The sequence below is a fragment of the Pseudomonas sp. JZ114 genome, from assembly GCF_051027705.1.
In the GTDB taxonomy this organism is placed as follows: domain Bacteria; phylum Pseudomonadota; class Gammaproteobacteria; order Pseudomonadales; family Pseudomonadaceae; genus Chryseomonas; species Chryseomonas luteola.
On the sequence record NZ_CP069257.1, the window covers coordinates 596,324 to 609,885 of the forward strand.

The window sequence follows — 13,562 nt, forward strand, 5'->3', positions numbered from 1 at the left end:
ATAGCTACAATCAGGCGCGAGGCCTTACTGATTACACAGGCCCTTCGTGATCAGATCAACTCGCCTAGCGCCTCCTTCAATAAGGCAATGCTCGCCTCGTTACGCTTGTAGTATGTCCAGGGACCTATACGCTGAGAGGTAACCAGCTGGGCGCGCTGCAAGGTGCTCAAGTACAGCGAAACCGTAGGTTGGGAAAGCCCAGCTTTGTCCTGGATAATACTTACACATACCCCAGTGGTTTCAGGATCAACTTCCTGGCTTGGAAAGTGCCGGCGAGGCTCTTTCAGCCAATTCAGGATCTTGAGACGGGTAGGATTATCGAGCGCTTTAAGCGCCAAGCTGACATCGATACTCATTGCTGGTATCCGGTAACGGTTCCTTTATAGTAAACAGCCAGTCAATGTTATCACAGCGGAACCCCTTGGCATTTTTACCAAGGGGTATTTGAACAATTTCTCAGGACTCGTATCGAGAATAGTCTATGTAGCCGACCTCTGTGCCCCCATACATCGTGGCAGGATCCACTGGAGTCCACGGCCAATCATTGGCAATCCGTTCAGGCAGATCGGGGTTGGCAATAAAAGGACGGCCAAACGCAATCAGATCGCCCCACCCGGCCTTTAATACTCGCTCCGCACGCTCTAACGTATAGCGTCCCGCATAGATGATACGGCCCTTAAACGTGTTGCGGACCGCCTTGCGGAAATCATCGGGAAGCTCTGGTGCGTTATCCCAGTCTGCCTCGGCAATTGACAGATAGGCTATTCCTACATCTTGAAGCACTTTAATGGCTTCCAGGTAGGTTTCCTGAGGATTTTCCTCAACCAGCCCCAGATACACCCGCGCCTCATCCGTTGTCTCAAAGAGCGGAGCAAAACGTACGCCCATTCGATCCTTGCCAACCACTGCAGCAACTACTTCGGTAACTTCCCGCAGGAAACGCAAACGATTGTGCAGCGAACCGCCATACTCATCGGTACGCTGGTTACTGTGCGCCGAGATAAACTGATTGATCAGATATCCATTGGCAGCGTGTATTTCAACTCCGTCGAAACCAGCGTCCAATGCATTACAGGCTGCCTGCGCGTAAAACTGGACCAGCTCTTTTACCTCAGCCGTACTGAGCTCACGAGGCGTTGAAGGTGCACTGAGGACTCCAGTCCCAGGACCGGTTTCGATGAATACGCTGACGTTCTCAGCGGCTATGGCTGAGGGCGCAACAGGCGCGGCCCCCTCTGGCTGCAACGATGTATGCGATACACGGCCTACATGCCAGAGCTGAGCGAAGATAATACCGCCTGCCTTATGCACCGCGTCGGTTACCAGTCGCCACCCATCGATCTGCTCAGGTGAGTATATGCCCGGCGTCCAGGCATAACCTTGGCCACGAGGCTCGATCTGTGTTCCCTCAGTGACCATGAACCCTGCGCTAGCCCGCTGCTGGTAATAGGTTGCCATTAGCGTGTTGGGTATGTTGCCTGGCTGGGTGCTACGCGAACGAGTCAATGGCGGTAATACAATGCGACTCTTAAGTGTATAAGGGCCTAGCGTGGTAGTTTGCAGTATGGATTTGCTCATTTAAATACTTCAATATCAACGAATAAATGTGACGCTTCGTCAAAAGCCTAAGCTCACGGCTGCCCAAGTGAATCTACAGAATGGCAACCATGAGCAAATGAAGTAACTACTTTACGCATCGTATTTATAAATTTCAATATCAGGATGTCTAGTGCGCTGGCTTTACTCCTTGAATAACTACTCTAGGCTCTATACGAAAAGTACCTGCGCTCGGTGGTGCTTCGTTAAAAACCGATTTGGAATGCTCATTTACAACACGTAAACTCCGCCTCCTTACCGATTCCTGCCTCGCCTGACCTTCGCTCGAAGACTTTTCGTATAGAGCTTAGCGCCTTAACCTGCTTACTATACTAACGATGAAAAGCCCCGCGCCAATGACACAACGCGGGGTGGTCCATAAACCTTTCCTAAAGCTGAGCCTCTTGAGCCCAGCCTTATGTTGATGCGCTATTTTTGACAGTTGGCCTGGGCTGCTGACTGTTGCATTGCTCACTGAAAAGTTTTTGTAGCTTCAACATACAAGCCTGCGCATCCTGGGCGTTGTCACAAAGCTTTGCTACCTGAGGTGCAGAATGCATGACGCACTGTTCTACCGCATTGGATGAAATAGGTACCTTTTGATTTGGGGACGATCCGCGTGTAGCAAGGCCTACCAGACCGCCCATAACAATAAAGGCAGCAGTAATCAGGATCAGTCGAATGACTTTAGAAAAATCGTTGCGTCGCCAGTAAGCAACCAGCGCATCGAATGGGGTACTCCCGGCTGGCAGGCGTACAAAGCAGGCGCAAATTACTAGCCCCATGATTCCAAGTGCAATAAGCCCGGCCTTTTGCCCCATAAATAAGGCCATAACGGCTAGGGGAATACCGTTGCGTAGCAGCGTCCAGCGCGAGGCTTCTGGGTTGAATAACCGCCCAGGTAGCACCTTATAAGTGAGGATCAAATCGAGCGGTTCTAGCCATTTGGCTACCGGTCGCCACAAGCGCGTGAGTAGTTTGGTTACCCATACGGCAACAAGCGGCCAAAGCGTCAAGGAATAGAACAAGGTAAATATGTCAAGACGCCCTTCCTGCCACCGCTGTGGCAAGGTATAAAGAAGTGCAAATAGAGCAGCGCCTGCCCATACCCAGCCATACGAAAGTGGCTTGCCTTCTTTAGGTTCTATCTTGACAAACGCATCGAGTCGCGCATCTGGAAAACGCTGCTTCAAACCAGGGTAGCGATGATTCAGACTATCCCTTAGGGTCTCACGCGCCGCTCTGTCTTCTGGCTTGAAAGCCTTGGCGAGACGAATCTGCTCGGAATGAGAGATAGGCCCCAACAACAGATGAGCAGCCCGTCCCTCAGGGGTTGTCGGCTCTGCATTAAGGAGCTGTTGCAGGCGGAGGGCATAAGCCTCCTGCTCACAGCGCTCTACCAGGGCACACCATGTCTCGTACGGCGCAGGTACAATGCCCTTCCGGTCATCCCAGCCAAACAGGCAACATACGCCCTCGAACAATGAAGGGGTAAGATAGTCGGCCTCGTCCAGCATCTCCAGCACCCAACCCTGCAGTTGTTGCTGTCTGTCGAATGAATTCGCCCAAGGTTGCTTGCTCAGTACCCTGAGCTGCGCTAGAAAGCCTAGCTCGTTACCTGCTTCGCCAAGGTCATCGAGATGCTCACGCTGATGTCCCAGAAGCTCTGCAGTCAAATAGGCTTCCTGACCGGCGCTGAGCACGACACTCTGCCAGGGTGTCAGCCACTGCAGCAGTTCAACCGCAGCGAGCAGAAGCGCGGTTTCATCGTGCCTAAGACAGCGTTCGAGCAGTCCCGCCTGGAATGGAGCTGCGCAGTTCAACTCCTGTGCCTGAGCCCATTGCTGACGTAGGTTCTCGGCAACGGTTTCCTCCAGCAGACGCCTGGCATGATGTCCGGCCAAGGCCTCGGCATTCAGAGCCGGTTCGGGATAATCAGGCGCTGGGCGAGGCCGAGGTGCATCACCTGGAAAGAATGCCGGCTCTTCAACCTCGTCCGAGCCATGAGCCTGGGTTGCTTGTAGCCAGACACTATTGTCTTCAGGCAGCACGGGCTCAACGGCCGCATCGGAAAAGGTTTCTGGCGTGCGTATGGAGGGCCAAGGGGCATCCTCGACCTCCTCGACGGTTCGCTCTCTGGCCCAGCTCAAGGCTTCCTCATAAGCTTCGCGCAGCCGCTGAAACGCCTCGGCATCATCATCGGGGCGATGCACCTTGAGCAGCTTGGCGTACTGCCGCTTGATAGTACGCTCATCGGCCTCATCATCGAGACCCAGAATTTCCCAGCAGTCCATAGGGCTTACCATGTCCCCCGCTCAAGCCTGTCGAGCTGCTCTGCAATCTGCTTGCGCACTTCACTGATCTTGCGCTCGTCCTGCGTTTCCAGGATCTGTTGAAACTGGGTAGCCAGATACCCCGCGGTCTCGCGCTCGTCGCCCAACAACTCTTGGTACAGACGTTCCAGACGCGCCACCATATGGGTATTTACCTGCTGGTCGCGCGGGTGAATCTTGAGTTTTTCCAGGGCTTTGAGACGCTCTTGAATCTCATCGGGGCTCAGAACGCCGGGGTTGTTTTCAATGACCAGCCGATGGTTGGCACCCGTCAACGGAATGGTGACATCGGTTTCCAGAATACCGTTGTTATCGTAGGTAAAACGCACGTCAATGCTGACCTCGCCTGCCTTGCGAGGAGGAACATCAATCTCGAGTTCGCCCAACTTGATATTGTCCTTCACCAGTCGGCTCTCGCCCTGAAAGATCCTGAACAGGACCTTGCTCTGGTTGTCATGGAGCGTTTGTACCGACCTGACACGGCTGACAGGCACTACGCTGTTGCGCTCGATAATCGGCAGGTAATGCCCGCTTTCACTCTGCTGACCAAACGTGATTGAGGTTTCGATGCCAAGCGTATAAGGGCAGACATCGGTCAGGACAACCTCCTCAAGGGCTGCGTCACGACTTTTGAGGGCCGCCTGAACGGCTGCTCCCTGAGCAACGACCTCATCAGGGTTGAGGCTGATGGAGGGGAAACGGCCAAACAGCCCTGCTGCTAGCTTGCGTACCAAGGGCATGCGGGTCGTACCGCCAACCAGCAGCACTTCATCAAGATCAGCCACCCGGATTCGCGCATCCCGCAGTGCACGCTCAATCGGGCCCCGCAGGCGCTCCAGCAGCGGAGCGAAGAGCTCGGCAAGCTGTGCCTGAGTAAACGTCTGGCGCCACTCCTGCTCGTTATACCGCAGGACAAATTCGCTATTGGATTCCTGCGCCAAGGCTTTACGTACGCGCTCCGCCTCACGGCGCAGCGGCTGGCGGACCTGCTCCAGAGTAGGAAAGCCGCTCTGCTGGCTTTGAAGCGCGACGAAACGTTCCATGAGCATGAGATCGAAGTCTTCTCCACCCAGGAAGTTATCGCCTGCACTGGCGCGTACTTCCATGACTCCGTCGTATAACTCAAGAATGGAGACATCAAAGGTGCCGCCGCCGAGGTCAAAGATCAGAAATGAGGTTTCGCTATCTTTCTGGTGAAGCCCATACGCCAAGGCCGCGGCTGTCGGCTCGTTGATCAACTTTTCGACCTTGAGCCCTGCCAGCTCGCCCGCGATGCGGGTAGCCTTGCGCTGTGCATCGCTGAAATAGGCCGGAACACTGATGACCGCTTCGGTCACCGGCTCGCCGTATTGACGCTCGACGTCAGCCTTCAGGCTTTTAAGCACCAGTGCGGACAGCTCTTCCGGCCGGAAGGTGCGCTCACCCAAACGAACCTCCTGGGCGCTTCCCATGTACCGTTTGAACAGGGCGGCTGTTCGTGTGGGGTGGGTATGCAGCCGCTCACGTGCTGTCTTACCCACCAGTATCTGCCCCTCATCGTCGAGGCCGACTACACTAGGCGTCAGCGTATCTCCCAACGCATTCCTGACCAGCTCCGGCGCACCCTCACGCCAGACGGCGACCAGACTATTGGTGGTTCCCAGGTCTATACCAACGATCATACCAAGCGAGCTCCCTGCTAGAAGCCTTTTCCCTTGCGTAGCCGAAGCGTCGGCACTCAGGAGACAAGACCCAAGACACTATCCCTATAAGTGGGCGTATTGAAATGAATGGCTATTGTAGCGAGACCACTGCGCGCAGGCATCTCTTTGATACAGGGATCAACCAGGGCGTGACAGACGCACACAATCGGATAGTCACCCTGGCTGTAAAGCCAACAGCGCTGAGCTGGATATGTCCGCTTGGAGAGTCAGTGCACGGCGAGTACCGTGCACTAAAGAGAGGATCAGACGCGGAAGCGGCTGACCATGGATTGCAGCTCATTACCCAGGCGCGCCAGCTCAACGCTGGAGGCCGCGGTTTCTTCGCTTGCCGCCGCCGTCTGCTCGGACACATCGCGAACATTGACGATGCTGCGATTGATCTCGTCAGCCACGGCGCTCTGCTGTTCAGCCGCCGCCGCAATCTGCAGGTTCATCGACTGGATGTTGGACACCATCTGAGTGATGTTTTCCAGCGAGCCGCCTGCCTTGCGGGCAAGCTCGACGCTGCTGTCAGTCAGCTTGCGGCTATCGTTCATCATAGACGCGACCTGTTGCGTACCAACCTGCAATCCAGCCACCAGCCCTTCGATTTCCTCTGTAGACTTCTGAGTACGCTGAGCCAAACCGCGAACCTCATCCGCCACCACCGCAAATCCACGACCGGCCTCACCAGCACGCGCGGCCTCAATAGCAGCGTTAAGCGCCAGCAGGTTGGTCTGCTCAGCAACAGACTTGATGACATCCATCACGCTGCCGATCTTGTCACTTTCCTTCTGCAGGTTGGTCATGGCCTCGGAAGAACGGTTTACTTCAGAAGCCAGACGCTCGATTTGTACAATCGCCTCGTTGACCACCTTGTCACCCATGCGGGCCTGCTTGTCCGCCTCGCTGGCAGCCGTGGACGCATCACCGGCATTACGGGCTACTTCCTGTACGGTCGCGGCCATTTCATGCATGGCGGTAGCCACCTGATCAGTTTCGCTCTTCTGGCCGTTTACACCTGCGCTGGTCTGCTCGGTCACGGCGGAAAGCTCTTCGGCAGCACTGGCGATCTGGGTCACACCATCGCGGATACCGGTAATCAGCTCACGCAGTGTATTGCCCATGCTCTGGATACCCTGCTGAAGAACACCCAGCTCATCGCGGCGGGTAACACGGGCAGAAGCCGTCAGGTCACCCGAGGCAATACGCTGAACTTCACCCAGTGTTTCTTTCAACGGCTGGGTAATCTGGCGGGTAATCACCCAGGCAGCCAGTACACCCAACAGCAGAGCCAGAATCGTGCTGCCGATCTGCAGCTGACGCGCATGGCTGCTTTCAATTGCCAGACGATCCAGCTGGAACTGATACAACTCCTCACTGATCTTGACGATCTCATTGCCCTGATCGGTCATTTCCTTACGAGCCTGAGCAATATCCGCATTGGCCTTCTTGTAGCCGGCGACAGCCGTGCTATAGCGATTCAGCGAGTCCTTTACCTGCTGGGCCGTATAACTTAGCTCATCCTTGAAAACGGACATCATGTGATCAATGCCCTTGCCCGTTGTCTCGATCTGGGCAAGCAGTGCCTGTTCATTCTCGGACGTTGAATTAGCGGCATAGACACTGACCAGGAACTGCGTTTTCAGCAAGTCTTCCTTGGTCTTTGAGATAGTCTGAAACTGGGAGAAGCGACGGTCATCATAGCTGGGAAGCAGCAGGACGCTATTGGTCATCTTGTCGATCAGCTTGGCCGCGTCAGCCGACTCGCTCTTGATGGTCTCACGAGCCGAATTCGCAACCTTGTATGCGTCACGCATGTTGCCCAGGGACTTCTGATAATCGCCGTTGATGCCGTCCTGCTTTTTCAGCAGCACAACATTGGCCGGGTTGGTAAAGCTACCCAAGAGCTTCTTTTGCTGCTCAAGGTAGATACCCAAGTTCTTCTGCAACCGCTCGGTGCTGGTTTCATCCCCATTCGCCAGCATGAACTGCAGGCGTGCGATACGCAGGTCTGTCAGCGTTCTGTTCAGCTTGGAAATCTCCGTCATCCAGAGGCTTCGCTGAATGACGCTTCCCAAACCACTCCAGCCGCTCCAGGCAAGAAACAGCGTCAATGCCAGTACCACACCGAACCCCAGCGTAAGCTTGCGCGTAACGCTGATATTCCCAAACCAGCTATTCATAAGTCCTTCCGTCAAATGTCGTTTTGAGTCACTCAGCTGGTGTGTTTGTTCTTTTTTGGGCCAGCCTATCTATCTATGCGGAAGGGCTATCGGCAGATGCCGGGATAACTGAAGACGGAAATATCATAAAAAATCTGACGGAATGCGTCAGAGGCAACGCCTGCAGTGATATTTCGACACTGCTGATTGGCGGTCGCCTGCTCAGCTGCACGCCCTTTAGGTCGACACCGGGTGCCAGAAGCATGTATCAAGCAATCACTTGCCTGCCGAGTCCTTGAGGGAATAACCCAAAAGCACTCTGGCCATAAGGCCTCTGCACTGCAGACAGGCGCTAAAAGAAATTAGTTTTAATACGCCTACTGTTTACTACTTAATTGAGCAAGAACATAAATCAGTTATGACAGCATAAACTTATCTATTCATAACGCTTCATTTCTTCTATCCCTACAAGCCTATCTTTCATAACGAACATTACACTCTGCCTTGTTTGGCGTCCTTTCAATTTATTTTTTTCCATTAAGTGACCACTCAGTCATCTGGATATTATCCAAACCAAGTCAAAAAATATTGAAAGGAATTAATGCCGTTTATCGGATTTTTTAGCCATACGTTATATTGATCCATTCATACAAGAGAGGTTATAAAATCATAAATTCATTATTTATCAACAGCTTATGAATAACATACCTGCACTCATGCCATCACAACTTTTCATTTTGAATCTCAATTCAATATCACAAGAATAGCATTTAAAGAAACACCTCAAACAAACAGTCAATACACCTGATTTAAAAAACGAGACATTAATTCTATATTCGTATCAGGAAAAACGAATCTGGGCGTATCGTTAATCCTGCCTGGCTAAATCTCTAGATAAAGCGAAGGACCGGAATAATGCTCTCATCCAAACAACCTGTTTTTTTATTAGTTTCGCTTTTTGCAGGGGGAGTCTGCGGTATTGCATACGCTGCCGAAGACACTGCATCGTCACAAGCCGCACAAAATGTTCAGAATGGCAGCGACCCACTGTTCATTTACCAGTGGCATTTACGCAATAGAGGGCAAAAGGTAATCGGTGATGTCACGCCACTTGCCGGCGTGGATCTGCGGATGGGTGTATTGCATGAGCTGGGTATACGAGGGAAGAACGTCATTGTCGGGGTGGTGGACGATGGCTTGGAAATACGTCATGAAGACCTGTCAGGTAACGTCGTGCCAAATGGCTCGAAGAACTTCGTAAACGGATCAAACGATCCAACGCCGAGTGTCGATACCGATGAACACGGCACCTCGGTGGCAGGCATCGTTGCCGAAATGGGATGGAACGGAAAAGGAGGGCGAGGCATCGCACCCGAGGCAAAGCTGAAGGGCTTTAACTTCCTAGCCAGCGACGCAGACCCGGCGAGCCAGGATGCAAACATTCTGTACGCCTGGGGCAGCGGCAACGAATCCAAGGATGTGGCCGTTTTCAATAACAGTTGGGGCAGCAGTACACCTTACTATCCTGCATTCTCAACCAGCGAGCAGGCCGCCTGGGAACGTTTGATGCAGTCCACGCGTAATGGCAAGGGCGGAATTTATGTCAAGTCGGCAGGCAACTCCTTCAAGGAGTTCTTTACCTATACTGCGTTTGGCCGAGTCAATATCTGTTCTGAAAAGGCAGCCGAGCTAAATGTGACTTGCGCGTCTTCAACGATTGATCCCAATAACAACCTGATCACGATTATTACCGCCGCCGCCGTGAATGCTCGGGGGCTCCGCTCGTCTTACTCCACAGCCGGATCGTCGGTGTGGATCTCAGGCTTTGGTGGCGAATTTGGCAATCAGAGGGCCTATAACCCGGACCTTACCAATGTACGGGAAGCGATCAGGCCGACCTACTATTCCCCTGCCATCGTAACCACTGATCTGATGGGCTGTTCCCGCGGAGCCAATACCGCGAATACTGTTTCCAATGCCTTGGAAGGCAGTCAGTCGCCTATCGATAACTCCTGCAATTACTGGGGACGCATGAACGGCACCTCTTCTGCCGCGCCCACAGTGTCAGGGGTGGTGAGCCTGATGTTGGGTGCCAATCCCAAGCTTACTCAGCGCGACGTGAAATATATCCTGGCCAGCACTGCGCGGCCGCTTGATCCTTATCAGCCGGTAGTGAGCTACGGCGGAACAGTGATCGAGCCGGGATGGATCACCAACGCGGCAGGCCATCACTTCAGCAACTGGTATGGGTTTGGATTGGTGGATGCAACCGCGGCCGTCAATAAAGCCATGAGCTTCAAGCTACTGCCGGCGATGAAAGATACGCATTGGAAAGCCTCCAGTGATCCTGCCAGCCCGATTGGCGGTGTGAATGCTCCGGCAACATTGCGCGTGCGGATCAATCAGAGCATCAAGGTCGAGGCGGTACAGCTCAGTTTCCAGACCAGCCATATGAAGCCGTCAAACCTGAAGGCCGTTCTAACCTCGCCAAGCGGTACCAAAAGCTATGTCATGACGCCTTTCTCGACGCTATCGGATGTTACGTCCGGGACCGGGTTCACCGTTTCACTGGCGGCGAGCAATGCGTTTCTGGATGAGCCGGCGACGGGTGACTGGACGCTTTCGTTAACGGATGTGGTTGATGCGGGGGGTAATGCCGCCAAGCTGCAAGACTTCAAACTTCGCGTGGTGGGGCACTGATCATGAAAATAGCCACTTTATTCTTCTTAACCGTTACCCTGGCTGCAACACCTCTGGTACAGGCGCAGACCACAGACGCGGCGCGCCTTCAGCAGGCGGCGACCGGGGCTAGCTTCAATGTCGGAAACTCCCCGTTTCGCCTCGTGCCCAACGCAACGGTTCAGCGTATCGACTCCACTGCCTCTGCTCAAACGCCGTCAACCACGCAAAGCCAGAGCCGCCAGCAGACGCTACAGGCAGACAGCAATGTGGTGGGACAGATAGGGCCGTATGCGATCAGGCTGCCGCAGGGTAATCAGGCTCAGCTCAAGTCGCAATCCGCGGCGGCAGCCAGCACTGCCTCAGGTCCGAGCGAGATGGGCGTCGCAGTGAACCTGACCTCCGGGCAAGCCGTGCTCGTGCCTCCGCGCCTGAAGGTATTTGTACAGGATGCGTCTGTTATTGATCAGGTTGCAAAAGCTACTGGCGGTACGATGGTTCAAGCCTCTTCGGCGGCAGGCATGGGCGTCATCCGTTACAGTTCGGTAGACGCTGCTCAGTCAGCCCTGAGCAAGGTGAAGGGCATGCAAGGTGTGAACGACGTGTCACTGGATATCATCCAGGGCTTCATTCAAAAGCAGTAAGTCCATGATAAACACCGCGCTGCCGTCAAGAGACGTTCAGCGCGGCGTTTATTTTCATGGTTAAACGTTACTGCTGGGTAATTGTTGCGCGGTTCGCCGTACCTGTTTGCGTAATGCCTGCAGTGTTGCCATAGAAGGTATCGCCACCCTGAGTAATCAGCGCCTGGTTGGCGATGCCGTTCTGGGTAAGCGACACTGAGTTTTGTGTCTGATATCCCACTTGATCGATCTGGGCGATATTCAGATCCCCGGTTTGGCTGTAGTTGATAGTGCTGGTGTCACTGTACTGGTTGATTTCAACGTCGTTATCATTGCCAACAGTGGAGCCAGAAAGGTTGGAGCCTCGTGTCCCTTGCACGACATAAAGCTCGTTATTCGAGCCTTCTTGTGAGACACCCAGGCCGCCAAACATATTGCTCTGTCTGACAGAGGCAAAATTGTTATCACCCGACTGAGATATCCCACCGTTGGCGAACTCACGCGTGGACTGTTCCAGCGAAGCGCTGTTGCCATTGCCATATTGGCTAATGCCAGCACCACCACCGCCTGACTGTCTGAAGTAAGCCGTATTGTTATCGCCTTCCTGCGTAACACTGCCTGATGTGGTGCCGCCGTACTGCACAGCTTCGACCCAGTTGTTATTGCCACGAGAAGTAACACCGAGCACCGTATCAAACCCGTTTTGGGTTACGTGCATAGTATTGCCTGTTCCTTCCTGAGTGGCTCGCAAATCAGCGACTTGCGCTATTCCGCTACCCTGATTCAGGGTAGCCAGGTTCGAATCGCCCCGCTGCTCAAGCGCCACACTGTTATCTTGGCCGCCGCCCCCCTGGTAGATCTGCCCTTCGTTGGCAGAACCCTCCTGAGTAATTGATACCTGACCGTTATTGACCTGTTGCTGTTGGATAACCCCAATATGACTGCTTCCCAGCTGATTGATAGAGGCCTGGCTATTGATAGCGGTACCAGCCTGTTCAAGGGTTGCCGTATTGTTTTCTCCGTCCTGCATAACGTCGGCAGTATTCATTTCAGCCCATGAGGGCATGGCGAAGGCCAGCAGGATGGCAGCAGCGAGTGGTTTCAAGCGGGACATACGATTTCCTTTCCTTGTATCCATAGGGGTCGCTACCTGGCGACCCGGTTAATCGACCAGATCAGCACCGGTTGGCGTGCTGAAGAATGGTGTGTTCCTGGCTATCCGTAACGCGGTATTGCCCTGCGGTAGATGAACCTTGTGCATGGCTTCCACCTGCGAATGCATCACCAAGACGCCGGTCGATTCTTCAAGGAAAAGGCTAAATATAAAATCGATCCAAAGGATGTAAACGAACCGCTTTTGAGCCTTCTGGTATTAATTCCTGTTACCGAACCTTTGAGATGCATGGCTATTTGAGGCTTTCAAGCAGAACATGCATCTCGATAGGTGACTGTGCCGCCCAAGGGACCACGGCGGGCTGTTGGCGACTACGCAACGGTGGCGCTAGGTTGATAGCTGAGTCGCCGCGGCATAAAGCCGAACTCCAGCCGCGAAGGCTCTTTGAACATGGAGGCCAGGTTCTTTTCGATATTGCTGCACAGCGAGTTCATCTGGATCTGGTGCTGGCTATTGGCAAACGGGGTTTGCAGATCGGTCCCGATCCGCTCGATCGCCAGCAGCATGAAGCCTACGACGGTAGAAACCAGTGGCGTATACCACCCCATAGACGACACTAGGCCAACCGGAACGATCAGGCAGAACAGCGAAATGAACAGCCGCGGGAAATACACATAGGGAAAGGGCAATGGCGTGTTGGCAATACGCTCCATTCCACCCTGATGGTTCGAAACTTCCACGAGGGTAGATTCCATACGGGCCAGACGTATGCTGTCCAACCTACCCGCCTGGTACTCCTGCGCCACAATCGCTGCGGAGGCGTTCAGGATATCGTTGGGAAAGTTATTGGTGTCATGTCGGCGGGCAAACTCATCGGCAGGTAGTAGCGTCGCGACATCAGCTGGACAAGCTTGGCCCTTGAGGTGAGCGGAAAGCGCCTTGAGGTAGGCCACGTGTCGGCGAAACAGCAGCGCTTTGATTGGATTTCGCCTGTCGTCTTGATCATCGATCAAGGTCAGTACCTGGCGACCAAAACTCCGTGAACTGTTTACCATGGCACCCCATAAGGTACGCGCTTCCCACCACCGGTTATAGGCGCTTGTATTGCGAAAGCTGATCAGGACGACCAGTGCTGAACAGAGCAGCGTCAGCGGCATAAGAGGCAGGTTTAGCCGATTGTTCATCAGCAACATCGAATCGGCCGTAACGATGACATCCCAGATAAACAACCAGAACAGCGGCCAGCCGACGTAGGAAAAAACCTTGTGCATCCAGGTCAGCGTTCTCGAAATCCGAGCAATCATGAAACGACTCCCTTGTTGACAGTCTGGAGATCAGTGGCTGTATATCGTTCAGATCGGTGTTAACAC

Annotated in this window: 9 protein-coding genes and 1 pseudogene; 2 read left to right on the top strand and 8 right to left on the bottom strand. The window is 53.8% G+C overall.

Features of this window, described 5'->3' with window-relative positions; genetic code table 11:
• Nucleotides 1–50: 50 nt before the first annotated feature.
• The 6 genes and pseudogenes from JQR90_RS22230 to JQR90_RS22255 form a co-directional block, all read right to left on the bottom strand.
• Entirely contained in the window at nucleotides 51–356 is a 306-nt protein-coding gene (locus JQR90_RS22230) for an ArsR/SmtB family transcription factor (RefSeq protein WP_010798560.1), read from the bottom strand.
• Nucleotides 357–456: 100 nt separating this feature from the next.
• Nucleotides 457–1,578, bottom strand: coding sequence for an alkene reductase (locus tag JQR90_RS22235; protein WP_434140811.1), 1,122 nt, complete (start codon nucleotides 1,576–1,578; stop codon nucleotides 457–459).
• Nucleotides 1,579–2,012: 434 nt separating this feature from the next.
• Nucleotides 2,013–3,890, bottom strand: coding sequence for a J domain-containing protein (locus tag JQR90_RS22240; RefSeq protein ID WP_434140812.1), 1,878 nt, complete (start codon nucleotides 3,888–3,890; stop codon nucleotides 2,013–2,015).
• A gap of 5 nt (nucleotides 3,891–3,895) precedes the next feature.
• A complete protein-coding gene (locus tag JQR90_RS22245; RefSeq protein ID WP_010798563.1) occupies nucleotides 3,896–5,590 on the bottom strand; it encodes a molecular chaperone HscC in 1,695 nt (564 codons plus the stop codon).
• A 284-nt stretch (nucleotides 5,591–5,874) separates the two neighbouring features.
• On the bottom strand, nucleotides 5,875–6,738 hold the full coding sequence (locus tag JQR90_RS22250; RefSeq protein ID WP_371106396.1) for a methyl-accepting chemotaxis protein: 864 nt from the start codon (nucleotides 6,736–6,738) through the stop codon (nucleotides 5,875–5,877).
• Nucleotides 6,730–7,797 (bottom strand): annotated as a pseudogene (locus JQR90_RS22255) (methyl-accepting chemotaxis protein); the annotation flags it as partial. The pseudogene JQR90_RS22255 and the gene JQR90_RS22250, both read right to left, overlap by 9 nt.
• A gap of 894 nt (nucleotides 7,798–8,691) precedes the next feature.
• Here JQR90_RS22255 and JQR90_RS22260 point away from each other — a divergent pair.
• Nucleotides 8,692–10,476, top strand: coding sequence for a S8 family serine peptidase (locus JQR90_RS22260; protein WP_010798565.1), 1,785 nt, complete (start codon nucleotides 8,692–8,694; stop codon nucleotides 10,474–10,476).
• 2 nt (nucleotides 10,477–10,478) lie between these two features.
• Complete coding sequence (locus JQR90_RS22265) at nucleotides 10,479–11,099, top strand: hypothetical protein (protein WP_010798566.1); 621 nt, start codon at nucleotides 10,479–10,481, stop codon at nucleotides 11,097–11,099.
• A 67-nt stretch (nucleotides 11,100–11,166) separates the two neighbouring features.
• Here JQR90_RS22265 and JQR90_RS22270 read toward each other — a convergent pair whose 3' ends face one another.
• Nucleotides 11,167–12,192 carry a hypothetical protein gene (locus JQR90_RS22270; RefSeq protein WP_010798567.1) on the bottom strand — a complete coding sequence of 342 codons (1,026 nt, stop codon included), beginning with the start codon at nucleotides 12,190–12,192 and terminating at the stop codon, nucleotides 11,167–11,169.
• A 371-nt stretch (nucleotides 12,193–12,563) separates the two neighbouring features.
• Nucleotides 12,564–13,496, bottom strand: coding sequence for a bestrophin family protein (locus tag JQR90_RS22275; RefSeq protein ID WP_010798568.1), 933 nt, complete (start codon nucleotides 13,494–13,496; stop codon nucleotides 12,564–12,566).
• Nucleotides 13,497–13,562 lie beyond the last annotated feature (66 nt).